This window comes from Pseudomonas sp. A39, from assembly GCF_058145955.1.
In genome coordinates this window covers 50930-66577 of sequence record NZ_JBYVMD010000003.1, presented here as the reverse complement: position 1 = coordinate 66577, position 15648 = coordinate 50930, and the positions used below count along the sequence as shown (strand labels likewise).

General features: G+C 61.0%; 12 protein-coding genes. 5 read left to right on the top strand and 7 right to left on the bottom strand.

Annotation, left to right across the window (positions count from 1 at the left end):
- Positions 1 to 153: 153 nt before the first annotated feature.
- From alc to puuE, 3 genes are read right to left on the bottom strand one after another with little or no spacing between them, the layout of a single operon-like run.
- Positions 154 to 1149, bottom strand: coding sequence for an allantoicase (gene alc, locus AC3ZU9_RS03210; protein WP_015885125.1), 996 nt, complete (start codon positions 1147 to 1149; stop codon positions 154 to 156).
- 41 nt (positions 1150 to 1190) lie between these two features.
- Positions 1191 to 1706, bottom strand: a complete 516-nt coding sequence (gene uraD / locus AC3ZU9_RS03205; RefSeq protein WP_102061957.1) for a 2-oxo-4-hydroxy-4-carboxy-5-ureidoimidazoline decarboxylase — start codon at positions 1704 to 1706, stop codon at positions 1191 to 1193.
- On the bottom strand, positions 1703 to 2629 hold the full coding sequence (puuE, locus tag AC3ZU9_RS03200; protein ID WP_490090305.1) for an allantoinase PuuE: 927 nt from the start codon (positions 2627 to 2629) through the stop codon (positions 1703 to 1705). Before puuE ends, uraD begins: the two co-directional genes overlap by 4 nt.
- Before the next feature lie 388 nt (positions 2630 to 3017).
- Here puuE and uraH point away from each other — a divergent pair, with 388 nt between their 5' ends.
- Positions 3018 to 3371 (top strand): hydroxyisourate hydrolase, encoded by a 354-nt coding sequence (uraH, locus tag AC3ZU9_RS03195; protein ID WP_015885122.1) that lies wholly within the window; start codon positions 3018 to 3020, stop codon positions 3369 to 3371.
- A 227-nt stretch (positions 3372 to 3598) separates the two neighbouring features.
- Entirely contained in the window at positions 3599 to 8734 is a 5136-nt protein-coding gene (locus AC3ZU9_RS03190) for a dermonecrotic toxin domain-containing protein (protein ID WP_490090304.1), read from the top strand.
- Positions 8735 to 8741: 7 nt separating this feature from the next.
- Here AC3ZU9_RS03190 and AC3ZU9_RS03185 read toward each other — a convergent pair whose 3' ends face one another.
- From AC3ZU9_RS03185 to AC3ZU9_RS03175, 3 genes are all read right to left on the bottom strand, one after another.
- Positions 8742 to 9368: a LysE family translocator gene (locus AC3ZU9_RS03185; RefSeq protein WP_046036061.1), complete on the bottom strand. Its 627-nt coding sequence runs from the start codon at positions 9366 to 9368 to the stop codon at positions 8742 to 8744.
- 63 nt (positions 9369 to 9431) lie between these two features.
- A complete protein-coding gene (locus AC3ZU9_RS03180) occupies positions 9432 to 10778 on the bottom strand; it encodes an NCS2 family permease (RefSeq protein WP_015885119.1) in 1347 nt (448 codons plus the stop codon).
- A 169-nt stretch (positions 10779 to 10947) separates the two neighbouring features.
- Positions 10948 to 11382, bottom strand: coding sequence for a MarR family winged helix-turn-helix transcriptional regulator (locus AC3ZU9_RS03175; protein WP_015885118.1), 435 nt, complete (start codon positions 11380 to 11382; stop codon positions 10948 to 10950).
- A gap of 82 nt (positions 11383 to 11464) precedes the next feature.
- Between AC3ZU9_RS03175 and AC3ZU9_RS03170 the strand changes: the two genes are divergently transcribed.
- The gene (locus AC3ZU9_RS03170) at positions 11465 to 12631 is read left to right on the top strand and encodes an aminotransferase-like domain-containing protein (RefSeq protein ID WP_046036062.1); all 1167 of its coding nucleotides are present in this window, start codon (positions 11465 to 11467) and stop codon (positions 12629 to 12631) included.
- Between the two features lie 10 nt (positions 12632 to 12641).
- On the top strand, positions 12642 to 13244 hold the full coding sequence (locus AC3ZU9_RS03165) for a glutathione S-transferase family protein (protein WP_015885116.1): 603 nt from the start codon (positions 12642 to 12644) through the stop codon (positions 13242 to 13244).
- Between the two features lie 103 nt (positions 13245 to 13347).
- Here AC3ZU9_RS03165 and AC3ZU9_RS03160 read toward each other — a convergent pair whose 3' ends face one another.
- Positions 13348 to 14244 carry a LysR family transcriptional regulator gene (locus tag AC3ZU9_RS03160; RefSeq protein WP_015885115.1) on the bottom strand — a complete coding sequence of 299 codons (897 nt, stop codon included), beginning with the start codon at positions 14242 to 14244 and terminating at the stop codon, positions 13348 to 13350.
- A gap of 111 nt (positions 14245 to 14355) precedes the next feature.
- Between AC3ZU9_RS03160 and AC3ZU9_RS03155 the strand changes: the two genes are divergently transcribed.
- Positions 14356 to 15648: a CitMHS family transporter gene (locus AC3ZU9_RS03155; protein WP_015885114.1), complete on the top strand. Its 1293-nt coding sequence runs from the start codon at positions 14356 to 14358 to the stop codon at positions 15646 to 15648.

Genomic DNA, 15648 nt, shown 5'->3' with positions numbered 1-15648 from the left:
TTGCTTCTGTAGTGAGCGGGCTTGCCCCGCGCTGGGTGGCGAAGCCGCCCTAAAACCAGGCGCCTGAGTTCTGTCTGACAGAACGCGGTGGCTGGATTGGGGCGGCTTCGCCACCCAGCGCGGGGCAAGACCGCTCACTACAGGGTTCACCGCTTACTTCGAAACTTTACCCAGTACGCGCAGGCGACTCACGCCACCATCCGGGAACACGTTCAGGCGGATGTGGGTAATCGGCCCCAGCGCCTTGATCTGCTCGGCGAAGGTGTGTTCGGCGTGCATTTCCAGCTTCTGCGCCGGCAGCAGTTCGCGCCAGAACAGCGATTGGGTTTCGATCTGGCTGTCGGTGCCGCCCTTCACGAACGCGCCCTGGATCGAGCAGGTGTCCGGGTAGTTGCCCTTGAAGTGCAGGGTGTCGACGATGATCTTCTCGATCTCGCCCGGGTGGCCCAGGGCGACGATCACCCAGTCATTGCCCGGTGTACGACGACGCGCGGTTTCCCAGCCGTCGCCCATGTTGACGCCACGACCTGGGTTGAGGATGTTGCTCATGCGCCCGAAGTGTTCGTCGGAGCACGCCAGGGCACGCCCACCGTTGAGTGCGGCAGCCAGGTCGACCTGTTCGTTGTCGCCTACCGAGGACCAGTCGCGGAACGGCACGCCGTACACACGCAGACGCGCCACGCCGCCATCCGGGTAGATGTTGAAGCGCAGGTGGCTGAACGCCTGGTCGTTGTTGATCTCGTGGTAGTGGTGGCTGTTGCCTTGCAGCTCGACGGCCGACAGCACTTCCACCCACTGGGTGGTTTCGTCAGGCTCGCCCGAGGCCAGGAAGCAGGCTTCCAGGGAGGCCGACGGCGGGTAGTTGCCGGTGAAGAATGAAGTGTCGATGTCCACGCCCTTGATCGAGCCCGGTACGCCCAGGCGGATCACCGCGCTGTCGTAGCCTTCGAAGCGCTTGCGGCGCGACTCCCAGCCGTCCATCCACTTGCCGTTGTCATCGAAAACGCCCTCCTTCCACACGGCCGGGGTCGGCTGGAACAGGCGGTTGGCGTCGGCGAACCAGTCATCGGTGACAGAGATGATCTTGGTGCCCAAGCGGGCGTCGGCCAGGTTGACGAACTTCTCGAAAGGTGCGGCGTAAGCTTTCATTCTTCTTGTCTGCCTTAGATAAAGTGGCTGGGGATGGTCGTTTAGAGGGTCAGTAAGCGGAACAACGCGATCTTGTTGATCTCGTCCAGCGCGCACTTGAACTCGGTGTCCACCGCGTTGTGGATGCGCGTTTCGAACGCGGCGAGGATCTGATGCCGGTTGCTGCCTTTTACCGCCATGATGAAGGGAAACTTGAACTTGGCCTTGTAGGCCTCATTCAGCTCGGTGAAGCGCGAGAACTCTTCGGCCGTGCATTGGTGTATACCGGCGCCAGCCTGTTCATTTGTGCTGGCTTCGGTCAACTGGCCCTGGACGGCGGCTTTGCCGGCCAGGTCCGGGTGAGCGTTGATCAGTGCAAGTTGCTTGGCATGATCGGCGCTCAACAGGATGTCGCTCATGCGCTGGTGCAGGGTTTCGATCTGGTCGATCGACGCGTCCTGGCCCAGGTCGAAGGCCTTTTCGGCCACCCATGGCGAATGTTCGTAGATGTCGGCGAAAGCCTGGACGAAGGTGTCGCGGCTCAGGGTCGACGGTTTCAGCGTTTGGAATGCAGTCATTTCGCTGCTCCCGTGTACGGATGGGTTGCGTGCCAGTGACGGGCAATGTCGACGCGGCGGGTGAACCACACCTGTTCATGGCCCTTGGCGTATTCGATAAAACGCTTCAAGGCGGCCAGGCGGGCAGGGCGGCCGATCAGGCGGCAATGCAGGCCGATGGACAGCATCTTCGGCGCTTCGGCGCCTTCGGCGTAGAGCACGTCGAACGCGTCCTTGAGGTACTCGAAAAAGTCATCGCCCTTGTTGAAACCCTGCACCTGCGTGAAGCGCATGTCATTGGTGTCCAGGGTGTAGGGGATCACCAGGTGCGGCTTGCCGGTGGGGTTGTTGGGTTCCCAGTAGGGCAGGTCGTCGTCGTAGGTGTCGCAATCGTAGAGGAAGCCGCCTTCCTCCATCACCAAGCGTCGGGTGTTGGGGCCGGTGCGCCCGGTGTACCAGCCCAGCGGGCGTTCGCCGGTCAGTTCGGTGAGGATGCGGATGGCTTCGAGCATATGCTCGCGCTCCTGGGCCTCGTCCATGTACTGGTAGTCGATCCAGCGGTAGCCGTGGCTGCAGATTTCGTGGCCGGCCTCGACCATCGCGCGGATCACATCCGGGTGACGCTGGGCGGCCATGGCCACGGCGAAGATGGTCAGCGGGATATCGAATGCTTTGAACAGCTTGAGGATGCGCCATACGCCGGCACGGCTGCCGTATTCGTACAGCGACTCCATGCTCATGTTACGCGCACCTTGCAGCGGCTGGGCCGAGACCATTTCCGAGAGGAAGGCTTCGGACTCGTTGTCTCCGTGCAAAATATTGCGCTCGCCGCCTTCTTCGTAGTTGAGTACGAAAGACAGCGCAATGCGCGCCTTGCCCGGCCAATGGGGGTGAGGAGGGTTACTGCCGTAACCGATCAGGTCGCGTGGGTAGTCAGCGCTCACTGCAGTCTTCCTTCTTGTTCGTCGAAGTAGCGATGAGTGATTGTATACAACTTATTGCTCAGTTTGTAAGCCTGCATTTCTGCATTTTTTCCGAATGGCATGCGTTTAAGTTACTGCAAGAAACCTGCCTGACTGGTCAGCTAAAGCCTAAAAACTTTTTGGTAGACGCCCACCTGTAGGCGTTAGCTTACCGGCAAGCATTCTAACTGGGTATAGCAGGTGCACCACTGTCGCCACCCTGGTCGTCACTCACGGGGACCGGGTGTTTGTTAAATTTATTGTGTACAAGTTTTTTGAAAAGTGTCTTAATCGTTCATCGCCGGCTTTTTTGATGCCCTGAAAGAGTGCGGTTTCCTCTATTACTGACCACGGGAGGCGCACAGACGCCATGGGACGTTTGACCACACACGTTTTGGACGCCGCACACGGCTGCCCCGGCAGCGCAATCAAGGTCGAGCTGTACCGCGTCGAAGGCGCGCAGCTGGAACTGGTTGCCACCGCACAGACCAACAGCGACGGCCGCTGCGATGCCCCCCTGCTGCAAGGTGATGACTACCGCAGCGGTGTCTATCAGCTGCAGTTCAGTGCGGGTGACTACTACCGCGCTCGAGGCGTGCAATTGCCGGAGCCTGCGTTTCTTGATGTGGTGGTCCTGCGGTTCGGCATCAGCGCCGAGCAGGACCACTATCACGTCCCACTGCTGATTTCGCCCTACAGCTATTCGACTTACCGCGGTAGCTGACTAACGTACACCACTGACTTCGTTGGTTTTGGCCCGCCCACACTGCGGGCTTTTTTTCGAGTGTTGTTCAAGGAGGGCGATCCGGCACGGGCGCTTTCTAAGGTTCCCCTGGCATATGAACAGGGAGAGCGCCCGCGATATTTTTATTAGGCCAAGGTTATTTATGTACATCGGGAGCAGTCGTCGATCTGCGTAGCCTCGTGTTTTTCAGAGCAACGGAGGCGAAGATGAGCGAGGTACCCGACTCTCAGGCAGGACGTGTGGACGATGACCCTATCAAGGACGGCTTGACCCGCCGAATCAATTCCAGCGCTTCGCCCAGCCGCACGATCAACGAGCTGCACGCCGCCAGCCTGCGAGCCCGGGCATCGACCAAACGCCTGAACACCTTACTGAGCCGTGCCCCACGCATTCGCCGGATTACGCGCGTGGCATTACAAAAGGCCTTCGGCGTGAACTTTGAAGCCCTGTCGGGCAAAGTGCCGATGCAGGAGGGCCAGCTATGCTCACTGCCGGACTTGATCGAGGCGAGCCTGAGGTTGCTGGCGTCGGAGCCCGATGATGATGGCGTGGCCCCGTGTACGCTGGATGACACGTCCCAGGCGGCCTTGTTGGATGCTCTTGGAGAGTGGGACCACGCGCAGCTTGATGAGGCCCAGGCGGATTACTGGACGGGATTGGCGGGCGACTCCTGGCTGTCACGCCAGGCACGTTGGCGTGAGGTCTACAGCGAGTGGTTAGCCGACCAGGCGTTGCTGGCTCACGGCGTGTTGGAGCTGTCGGATCATGGCGTGGAGATGGTCCAGGGCATCCTCGACGCGCCCACCTTGGCGGCGCGGCAGCAGGCGGGTGGGTTTTGGGGCGGTTTGCAGGTTTCACCGCTATTTTGGCCGGCCAAGGGAGCGGTCCGCGTGCTGTTGGGCGGCGCCTTGCATATCTATCAGGACGAGGGGCGCCGCCATCAGCGGCAGGTGATTGTTCTGCCGGGGTTGGCCCAGGTGTTTCACGAATTTGGCTCCTTGATCAGCTTGCAAGAGCAACTGCCGAGGTTGATCAATCGGCATTTGGAGGCCGTGTGGCCACGTTTGCCCCTGAGTCGTCGACACGAATTACCGGACGTTGTCTCACAGGATGCCGTTCCTCTCACCGTCCAGCCCCCGCAACCGCTGACGGATAACGCACTGCACCACAGCGCCGATAGCGTGGTGCGCGTCCAATGGGAAAATGAGCGCGATTGTGTCCGGCAGATCAACTTGGTCCTGGTGTTTCCTCGCGACGCGGTACGCGGCAGCGAGGGGAGTATTATCCAGCGCTTGCAGCGGGTTGAGCAGGAGCGCAAGCAGTGGATCCAGCCACGACCGGACCTTCACGCTGCGTTGGAGCAAATGCTGGAGTGGGACCGGCTGCGTCGGTTGCAGCACATCGATTTTGCCAGCCTGGATTCGGACCTGGCGATCAAAACCCGCGAAGCCAAGCTGCTGCGCTATGAGAAAGCGCTGTCGGGGCTGTTGGACCCCACGGACCTGAACCATGAGACCTCCGCGCATAGCGACTTCCAAGCGCTGCACCGGCAGTGGCAGGAGGCCTTTGCCGCTGCGCAAACGCTGGTCTCTGACTCGCGCCTGGCAGACCTCGAATACTGGAAATATAGCCCCGCAGGCCAGCGTTCACGGGCTTCGCAACTGCTGAAGGCATGCCATACGGCTTTGGATGCCGAGGTGCGCCTGCAACACCAGTTGAAGGTGATTGGGCCCCGCCATCTGAAGGTCGGGCTTGAAGCCCTGGAAAAAAAACCAGCCACCGCCGATGCACGCAGTACAACGCGGTGGCTGGGTGTCTCGATCGGCAGCGGCCATCGCTTGCTCGGAGCATGGGTCATCACCACTGCCGAGGCTGTGGCTCGGCCGGTTCGCCAAGAGCCGGTGCTGTTTTATTTGCCGGGTATCCACGGTGGGCTTCAAGGGTTCAATTCACTGGAGCAACTGTCTGCCGCGCTGGACGCCAGTCTTAAAGACGCGGACGGCTCACCCCTGTGGCGCAGCGTTCACCGTCCGAAGCGCGCACGGGCCATGGCTGAAGTCAACGCCTTGGCGACCGACCAGCCGTTGACGGTGACCTGGTCGGTGATTGAAGGGCACGCGCTGATGCTGGCGATTCGTGAGCAGCTCGAAGGCTTCAATCAACTGCGGGTGAGCGTGGAAAAAGGCGAGCAAGTTTTTGGCGAAGTCAGTGACACCGCCTTGGCCAAAATGCTGTTGGCCGATGAAGCGGCCAGCAGCTTGCAGATCCCACCCAACGACACGCGGGACCAGGCGTTGGCCAATGTCGAGGTCTTGCGCCTGGCGGCGGCGCAGGTCAAGCGTTTGCCCGCCTGGATGGCCCAGGCCGCAGTGGCCCAACGCAGGCAATATGGACGGCTGCAAACCCAGGCACTGAGTGCGCGCCAGGCCCTCGAGCGCGGCCTGTTGCACCAGTTGCCGGCGCTGGCGACGTTTGCTCGCCAAGCGCTGATCGCGCAGTTGACCGCCGATGGTTTTTATCCCGAGGTGAACATCGACCAACCGATGCTGGAGTTGCCCGATGATGTCAGCACCCACTGGGAAGGCCACCCACAACGCCCGGCGGGCGGGTCGGGGATCAAGACGGTGGTCAGCCAGCAACGCAGCCAGTTCAGCCTGTTACAACTGGCCCTGAGCAACCTGGATGCCGAGGCGCCCTGGACACGACAGAGGTTGCGCCATGCGCGTTACTTGGAACCCTCCTGGAAGACTCGCCTGACCCCTGACTATTTGCTTGAAACGATTTCGGCCCTGGACCTGGGCGGGCAGTACGACCACCAGATCAGTCAGGCGTTTTATGGTGATGGCGAGGGTTCGACTGGCCTGCGGGCTGTCCTGTTACGGGCGTTTCGGTTGGCGGCGCGATGGGAGCGGTTCAGTGCCGTCAACGCGGGGTTGAGTGCCCGTGCGCAAAGCCTGTTTGACGTTGCGCTGAGCGCCCGCTCGGTGTCTGACCTGGAACGTAACGGTCATCGGGTTCAGTTGTGTTGCGTTCGGCTGGAGGCGTTGACGTTACCCCAGCCGCGACATGTGGCCGGCATTGTGGTGATCCTCGATCAAGTCGATGGCCGGTGCTTGGTGTATTGGCCCGAGGCAACAGGGCACCCGGCGTTAACCGAGCATCTGAACCTGGCGCGAGCTCGTCAGGCACTGATCGACCTTGCGGCTGAACCGGACATCTGTCTGGACATTGCCCGCAAAATCGCGCCGGGTTGGGAGGCTCAGGCCCTCGGCAGTTACCCGGAAGTCCTGCACCGTGTTGCCGAACCATTGAGCTGGTTGAGGGTCATCCACGGGTTTGCAAGCAACGGTTGGCCGGGCATCGCAAAGGCTGTGCGGCGATGGTTCATGACCTGGCGCGTACAGCCGGCCAACGCCTTGACGGAGATCGAAGCCGAAATCAGTGAGCAACAGGCCGCAGCACCGCGTCAGTGGTTGGGGATTACCCTCAGCAACGGCTGTCACCTGTTGGCCATGGTGGCCCATGCTCGGGTACTCGGTGTCCAGCGCCAGGCGCGCAGTGAGTCCAACTCCCGTGAAGAGTTGCAGGCCTATCGCGAATGGCGCTTGGGTGAACAGGTCGACGCCAGGCGGCGCGGGCTATTGTCCTACGTGCCGGGGGTGGGCCTGGGTGTCAAGGTGTACGAAGTATTGCTGGCTGCCAGGCGGGTGTATCAACGCGCCTCGCCACATGCAGTGTTCGACCTGGTGTCGAGTGTCCACATGGCCGTGGTCGAAGCGCTCATGACCTTAAGCCCCGGCATCCTGGCGCGGGGCAGTCGTGGCCTCAGCACCGCGACCCTGCGCCAGGCCCTCAAGCAGTTGCACCGCCAGCAGCGAATGGCACATGGCGGCCACTTTTATTTGCGTTCGTCGCCCGGCGCGCGTTCGCTCAAGGGCCTTGACGGCTATAGCACCTCGACCACCGTCGACGGTGCGATTGCCCTTCGTGGCCACAGCAAGGGCAGTTATGTGAAAGGCGGCGAACAGTTTGTGGTCGACGGTGCAGAGCGCTACGCCGTTTATCGTCGCCCAGGGGAGCGCGACCTGCGCATGAAAAACACCAAGGCCGGCGGTGAGAACGAACTGGTGCTACGTATTCAAGAACCCTCCGAGTGGCTACTGGGGGCCGACGCTCCGGAGCCGACGCCCGGTCCCAGCTCCGGGCGGTGGAGGCCTTGGGATACAACGGAGGGGAACACCGGCTGGTCGGCACCGCAGGCTCCTCCCCGCACCGGTTATCGGGACCGCGCCGTGCTGGCGGATCATGCCTGGCAGGGCTGGGGGCAGGAAGTACCGGCCGAGCCACCGCAGGCGATATCCGAGTCCAAGCGCTTGTACCGTATGCCTGGCCCCCGACCTTACGACGCACTGCTGTTGGGCAATAAATATTACGAGATCCTCCCCGCAGGCGCGAAGGCACCGGACGATCTGGTTTTCGTGAGGCGTAGCGTACGCATGGGAGAAGGGTCTTATGACGAACTGGTCCACTGGCTCAGCGATGACCTGGCTTCCCAGCCCATTCCTTTTACCTTGGGGGCCGACGGCCTGTGGACGCCGCGTCAACCGCTGTTCGTTGGGCCCTTGGTCGAGTCGGTGGCTACGGCTTTTCCTGGCTTGACCCGTTCGAGTCAGTACGCCGTAGCCCATCGTCTGGTAGAACTGGCCGATACGGGGAGCTCAATGACCGCAACGCGCCTGCTCAATATTCGCGCGACCCTCGATGATTGGCTGCCGCCGGTGCCCCGCGTTCTGGGGCAGACGGATGACCTGTTAAGGATGCTCAAGCCGCTGCGACTGGAGAAGCGAGCGAGCATCAACATCGCCACTGAAAGCACTGGGATGGGGTTTGCCCGCGTGGACTTCATCGTGCCTTTTCGACTGCCTCCTGCACTGTCTGGCCCAAAAGGCACCGCGAGTACGCACACCAAAAACTTGACCGTGCGCAAGGCCGTCAGGCAAGTGCTTGAGCGCCAGGGTTTTACCGTCACGGCAGTGGAGAAACGCAAGATGGGCAACCAGTACAACTTTATCTGCACCCATCCCAAATCCAGCAATGTGTACTTCATGATGACGCGCTGGACGGAGTCGAGCAGCCTGAATATCCAGTCCACGGATGTGCTGCAGTTGTCCGACACCTGGTTTCGACGAACCCTGACCCATAGCCCTGCCAGCAAGAAGGGGCTGTACGAGCCCGTCAAGCAAGCCATGAAGGACAAACGCCTGGTCAAAATGCTGGTGGGCATACAGCACAACCGCAGCGCGGGTTACTTTACGGTGTTCATGATTAAGGTGACGGACTAGGTAACGATCAGCGACTGAGCAGTGACGCCGCGCCCGCACCACTGAACAACCCTGCGCTGATGCGGTTGAACCAGCGTTGCCCCTTGCCGCTGCGCAGGTACTGCGCTGCGCCATGGGCGCCGAGGCCGTAGGCCAGCTTGCACAGCAGGTCGAGTACGGTCCACGTGGCGATCATGATCAACAGCTGTGGCACAAACGCCTGCTGGGCACTGAGGAACTGCGGCAGGAAGGCGGCAAAAAACAGGATGTCCTTGGGGTTGCTGGCGCCCAGTATAAAGGCGCGGCCAAACAGCGTGCGAAAGCGCGGCGTAGCGACGGCCTGCGGTACCACGGCACCTTGGGCCGGTTGGCGCGATTGCTGCCAACTCTGCCAGGCGAGATAAAACAGGTAGACCGCGCCGACAATTTTCAACGCGCTGAACAGGTGTTCCGACGCCAGCAGCAGGGCGCCCAGGCCTAATGCCGATGCGCTCAACAGGCAGATCGAGGCAGACACGCCACCGAGAAATGCCGGGTAGGAGCGGCGCAGACCGAAATTCAAACTGTTGCTGATCATCAGCAATGACAGCGGTCCTGGGATCAGGATCACTACCAGCGCAGCGCCGCTGAACAGCAGCCAGGTTTCCAGACTCATTGCGTTCCTCCCTTCATACAAAAGCCCCACCCGACGGGGTGAGGCGGGGTCAAACCGGTGTCCCTACAGGAACGCGAACTTGGCAATGAAGATCGCGCAGAGCACCCACAGGCTGACAGAAATTTCCCTATGCTTGCCGGTACCGGCCTTCAGTGCCACATAGGTGATAAAACCCAGGGCGATCCCGTCGGCAACCGAGAAGGTCAGCGGCATCATGATCGCCGTAACAATCGCCGGGATGCTGTCGGTGGCGTCGTCCCAGTTGATATGGGCCATGCCGCTCATCATCAGCATTGCGACATAGATCAACGCGCCGGCCGTGGCGTACGCAGGAATCATGCCGGCCAGCGGCGCGAAGAACATCGCCGCCACAAACAGAACGCCCACGGTCACGGCCGTCAGCCCGGTGCGGCCACCGGCGGCGACACCGGCGGCACTTTCCACGTAGCTGGTCACCGGTGGCACGCCGACCATGGCACCGAACACGCTGGAGGCACTGTCGGCCTTCAACGCGCGGGACAGGTTATCGATCTTGCCATCGGCATTGACCAGCCCGGCTCGTTGCGCGACGCCCATCAGTGTACCTGCGGTGTCGAACATGTGTACAAAAAGAAAGGCAAATACAACGCTGATCATGCTGACATTGAACACACCTTTCACGTCCATGGCCATCCAGGTCGGCGCCAGGCTCGGTGGGGTTGAGATCATGCCGTTGTAGTGCACCAGCCCCAGCCCCCATCCGGCCAGGGTGACGGCGATGATGCTGATCAGGATCGCGCCAAACACGCGGTGGTAGCTGAGAATGGCGATGAGCAGGAAACACACGGCCGCGAGCAGTGGCGCGGGTTCATGCAGCGAGCCGAGCTTGATCAGCGTGGCCGGGCTGTCGACGATGATCCCGGCGGTTTTCAAACCGATCACCCCGAGGAACAAACCGACGCCCGCGCCCATGGCATGGCGCAGGCTGACCGGAATGCTGTTGAGCAACCACTCACGCACCCGCGAGAGCGTCAGGCCCATGAACAACACGCCGGAGATAAACACCGCGCCCAGCGCGGTTTCCCAGGTGTAACCCATGGTGCCGACCACGGTGTAGGTGAAAAACGCGTTCAACCCCATGCCTGGTGCGAGACCCACTGGCCAGTTGGCGTACAGGCCCATCAACAGGCAACCCAGCGCGGCGGCGATGCAGGTGGCGACGAACGCCGCGCCATGATCGATGCCGGCGTCGGCCATGATGTTCGGGTTGACGAAGATGATGTACGCCATAGTGATAAAGGTGGTGAGGCCGGCGATCAGCTCGGTCTTCACTGTGGTGCCATGCAAGCGCAGTTTGAACAGGCGTTCCAGCCAGCCGGTGTGGGTGGGTTGGAGGTCCAGGGGTGAGGCTTCGGATTTGCGGCTATCCACAGCGAGTACTCCTCAAGCATTTTATTGTTATGGCCAGCGCGTAGGCGCTGAGAGGTACTGGCGGGTTTGTTGACCAATAGGTCAGGAACTCGCACGAAGCGAATTATGCTTTTGTATACAAATAAAGCAAATAATGTTTTCGATTGACTGGGTAAAAGGGGATGAAAGGCTAATTAGCCGCACTTAACGCCTGATTCACCGCCAGCCATCCCGCCACCGCGTCTTCGCCCGCTTCACTGAACGCGCGCTGTAACAGCTTCACCTGTTCACGGCGTAATGACTGCTCGAAACGCCGACCTTCCTCTGTCAATTCCAGCAGGCGTTTGCGCTTGTCGGTTTCGGACGCAACGCTGTCCACCAGGTGCATTTCCTGCAATTGACGCAACGGCATGTTCAGCGCCTGTTTGCTCACCCCGAGCAATTCGAGCAGTTCCTTCACGCTCAGGGCGGGGTAGCGTGCGATAAAAAACACGATGCGCTGATGCACCCGGCTCAGGCCACGGCGCTCAAGCATTTCGTCGGCCTTGGCCGTAAAGGCCTGGTAGCCGAAGAAGAACGCCTCCATGGCTGTTTGCTGGCTGGTCGGGTTTTTAAGGTCAAGCATATTGACGTATCCACTGAAGTCGTCGTAATTTCGGTCAACCAGTTTGACGTATTTTCTACAGTCTTCGCTACCGGTGACCCTAATGGCCTTCTCTGAACGTGTTACGCGCCTCAAAAGCTCCCTGATCCGTGAAATCCTCGCGGCGGCCCAGCGTCCGGAAGTGATGTCGTTCGCCGGTGGCCTACCCGCGCAAGCCATGCTGCCCGCCCTGGACTGGGATGACATGCCGCTCACTATCGGCCAATACGGCATGAGCGAAGGCGAACCCCACTTGCGCGAACTGCTCGCTGCGCAGGCTCGCGCCTTGGGCGTACCGTGCCAGGCCAGCCAGGTGCTGGTGGTCAGCGGCTCCCAGCAAACCCTGGACCTGGCCGCCAAACTGTACATCGACAAAGGCACCCAGATCCTGCTGGAAGGCCCGACCTACCTGGCTGCTTTACAGATCTTCCAACTCTTCGGTGCCGACTGCCTCACCGTGCCACTGGAAACCGACGGTCCCGACCTGGCCGCGTTGCGCGCTAACCTCGAACGTCACCACCCGGCGTTTATCTACCTGATTCCAACCTTCCAGAACCCGTCGGCTGTACGCTACAGCGAGGCCAAGCGCGCAGCGGTCGCCGCCTTGCTCGACGAGTTTGGGGTGACGCTGATCGAAGACGAGCCCTACCGCGAACTGACCTTTGACGGCGGCAGTGCCAAGCCCATCGTTGGCCGCCTGAAAAAAGCCAGCTGGATCTACACCGGCACTGTGTCCAAGACGTTGTTGCCCGGTTTGCGCGTGGGTTACCTCATCGCCAGCCCGGACCTGTTCCCGCACTTGCTCAAGCTCAAGCAATCGGCGGACCTGCACACCAACCGCGTCGGTCAATGGCAGGCGATGCAGTGGGTCGGCACGGAAAAATACCAACAGCACTTGGTAGAACTGCGCAGCTTTTACCGCGAGCGCCGTGACGCATTCCAAGTGGCGCTGGCGCATCACTTCGCTGACCTGGCCGACTGGCAGGTGCCCCAGGGTGGATTATTCTTCTGGCTGACCTTGAAACAGCCGCTCGACACCCGCACCTTGTTGGCGCAAGCGTTAGAACAGAACGTCGCGTTCATGCCCGGTGAACCGTTCTTTTCCGAGCCGGACCAACACCTGGGTTCGCTGCGGCTCAATTTCAGCCATATCGACCCGGCCCGCCTGGACGAAGGTCTCAAGCGCCTGGCCGCGGTGGTCCGTCAAGCACAGCACGCGCAAGCGGCATAAGGGGAGCCCCATGTACAAAGTTTATGGCGATTACAAGTCGGGCAACTGCTACAAGGTCAAATTGATGCTCAGCCTGCTGGGCATCCCGTACCAATGGATCGATGTCGATATCCTCAAGGGCGACACCCAGACCGCCGAATTCCTGGCCAAGAACCCCAACGGCAAGATCCCGGTACTGGAACTGGAAGACGGCACCTGCCTGTGGGAGTCCAATGCGATCCTCAACTTCCTCGCCGATGGCAGCGAGTTCCTGCCGACCGAACCGCGCCTGCGTACCCAGGTGTTGCAGTGGCAGTTCTTCGAGCAGTACAGCCACGAGCCGTACATTGCGGTGGCGCGGTTTATCCAGTTCTACCTGGGGCTGCCCGAGGAACGCCTGGAGGAATACAAGAAGCTGCACAAGGGTGGCTACAAGGCGCTCAAGGTCATGGAGCGCCAACTGCAACTGACGCCGTACCTGGTGGGTGATCAGTTCTCCATCGCGGACGTGGCCTTGTATGCCTATACCCATGTGGCCCATGAGGGTGGTTTTGAGCTGGACGCTTATCCGGGTGTGCAGGCGTGGTTGAAACGTGTTGCCAGTCATCCTAAGCATGTGGCCATGCTGGACTGATTCACTCGGTCAAAATGTGGGAGCTGGCTTGCCTGCGATAGTATCGCCGCAGTGCAACTGGCAGACAGTGTCGTCTGCATCGCAGGCAAGCCAGCTCCCACATTCAGCTCAGTGGTGTGTCAGAGAGTTGTTCTTTCAACAGGTCAAAGCAGCGTTGCGCCGCCGGGCTCAACCCCATCCCGCTGCGGCTGATCAACCCGATCTCCCGGTTCACGCCGGGGTGATCGATGCTGATGCGCTTCAACCCTTCCAGGCTGTCCGCCGCCGATTCCGGCAGCACACTGATGCCCAATCCCTGGCGCACCAACGCCAGCACTGTCGACATGTAGTTGGCTTCCATGCCGGCGTTCATCGTCAGGCGTGTCTCATCGAATAGCGCATCCACTTGCTCCCGCACGCTGCTGTCACGGCCAGTGAGGATGATCGGCTGGTCCGCCAACTGTTCCAGGCTCAGTTGACGGTGGCGGGTGAGGGGATGATCCACCGGCACGAACGCACACAAGCGATCATTCAATACCGGCACGAACTCCAGGCCATGGCTGAGCCGTGCGCGCACGCCGATGCCGAAATCCACCTCGCCGGAACGCACCTGGGCATGAATCCGGTGGGCCACCAGGTCATGCAGGCGCACTTCGATCCCGGCAAAACGCTCGCGAAACAGGCGCAGCGCCGGCGGCAGGGTGCCGGCGCAGACCGAGGGTAGGGCGGCGATGGTGACCACGCCCCGGCGCAGGGCGGCCAAATCGCGGGAGCCGGTGACGATGTTGTCCAGGTCCAGCAGCAGTTTTTCCATGGGCCCGCGGGCTTCCTGGCCGGCGGCGGTGATGCTCACATGGCGCGGGCTGCGGTCGAGCAGGGCGACGCCGAGCCAGTCTTCCAGTTGCTGGACCTGCACCGTCAGTGCGGAAGGCGACAGATGCAGTTCATTGGCCGCCTTGGTGAAGCTGCCTGTGCGAGCCACCGCAAGAAACGCTTGAATGTGTTGGATACTGTTCTTCATTTTGTTTTTCCGAACACTAGCTGGTGAATATTCCAATTTACAAAGACTACCTCGCTTCCAATACTCCAGGGAAAACAATAACCGGCCACCAAGGCCGCTCTGGAGTAACCCATGCTCGCTACCCTGGGTGTCATCACCATCCTGTGCCTGCTCGCTGCTGTCATGAGCAAACGCCTTTCACCGCTGGTGGCGCTGATCGCTTTACCGATCATCGCCGCGCTGCTTGGTGGGTTCGGCCTGCAGACCAGCGCCTTCATCATCACCGGTATCAAGAACGTCGCCCCCGTGGTGGGCATGTTTGTGTTTGCGATCCTGTTTTTCGGGATCATGACCGATGCCGGCATGCTCGACCCCATCATTGACCGCATCCTGCGTACGGTAGGCACGCGTCCTACGCGGATTGTCGTCGGCACCGCGACCCTGGCGCTGCTGGTGCACCTGGATGGCTCCGGTGCGGTGACCTTCCTGGTGACGGTGCCGGCGATGTTGCCGCTGTATACCCGGCTGGGCATCGACAAACGTATCCTCGCCTGCGTATGCGCGATGGCGGCCGGGGTCAACTTTCTGCCATGGACCGGTCCGGTGTTGCGCTCGTCGGCGGCGCTGCATGTGCCGGTAGCCGACCTGTTCCAACCGCTGATTCCAGTGCAGATCGTCGGCCTGGTCTTCGTCTTCGGCTGTGCGTGGTGGCTCGGCCGTCGCGAAGAAAAACGCCTGGGCCTGGGCGCCGGTTCAACCGTCGATGCGGTGCCGCAACGGGTACTCAGCGACGATGACATCAAGCTGCGTCGCCCTCGGCTGTTCTGGGTCAACCTGATCCTGACTGTGCTGGTCATGGTGGTGATGATCGCCGGCTGGGTCGACCCGGTGGTGATGTTCATGCTCGGCACGGTGCTGGCACTGTGCATCAACTACCCGAACGTGGATGCCCAACGCGCCCGCATCGACGCCCATGCAAAAACCGCCCTGACCATGGCCAGTATCCTGCTCGCCGCCGGGGTGTTTACCGGGATCATGCAAGGCACCGGGATGCTAAAGGCGATTGCCGAAGTGGCAGTGGCACAGATTCCCGCCGGCCACGGCAAGCTGATCCCGGCCGTGGTGGGCTTTATTTCCATGCCTCTGAGCATGCTATTCGACCCCGATTCCTACTATTTCGGCGTAATGCCGGTGATCGCCGAAGTCGGCAAGGCCCTCGGCGTCGACCCGCTGCAAGTGGCCCAGGCCTCGTTGTTGGGCGTACACACCACCGGCTTCCCGGTCAGCCCGCTGACCCCCGCGACCTTTCTGTTGGTGGGCTTGTGCAAGGTCGAATTGGCCGATCACCAGCGCTTTACCATCCCTTTTCTGTTTGCCGCGTCGGTGTTGATGACCCTGACCGCGTTGCTCCTGGGAGTGATTTGA

What these genes read in the sequence shown, in the direction of transcription:
- alc (WP_015885125.1), bottom strand. Translation starts at nt 1,149, where the DNA reads ATGAAAGCTTACGCCGCACCTTTCGAGAAGTTCGTCAACCTGGCCGAC.
- uraD (WP_102061957.1), bottom strand. Translation starts at nt 1,706, where the DNA reads ATGACTGCATTCCAAACGCTGAAACCGTCGACCCTGAGCCGCGACACC.
- uraH (WP_015885122.1), top strand. Translation starts at nt 3,018, where the DNA reads ATGGGACGTTTGACCACACACGTTTTGGACGCCGCACACGGCTGCCCC.
- AC3ZU9_RS03190 (WP_490090304.1), top strand. Translation starts at nt 3,599, where the DNA reads ATGAGCGAGGTACCCGACTCTCAGGCAGGACGTGTGGACGATGACCCT.
- AC3ZU9_RS03185 (WP_046036061.1), bottom strand. Translation starts at nt 9,368, where the DNA reads ATGAGTCTGGAAACCTGGCTGCTGTTCAGCGGCGCTGCGCTGGTAGTG.
- AC3ZU9_RS03175 (WP_015885118.1), bottom strand. Translation starts at nt 11,382, where the DNA reads ATGCTTGACCTTAAAAACCCGACCAGCCAGCAAACAGCCATGGAGGCG.
- AC3ZU9_RS03170 (WP_046036062.1), top strand. Translation starts at nt 11,465, where the DNA reads ATGGCCTTCTCTGAACGTGTTACGCGCCTCAAAAGCTCCCTGATCCGT.
- AC3ZU9_RS03165 (WP_015885116.1), top strand. Translation starts at nt 12,642, where the DNA reads ATGTACAAAGTTTATGGCGATTACAAGTCGGGCAACTGCTACAAGGTC.
- AC3ZU9_RS03160 (WP_015885115.1), bottom strand. Translation starts at nt 14,244, where the DNA reads ATGAAGAACAGTATCCAACACATTCAAGCGTTTCTTGCGGTGGCTCGC.
- AC3ZU9_RS03155 (WP_015885114.1), top strand. Translation starts at nt 14,356, where the DNA reads ATGCTCGCTACCCTGGGTGTCATCACCATCCTGTGCCTGCTCGCTGCT.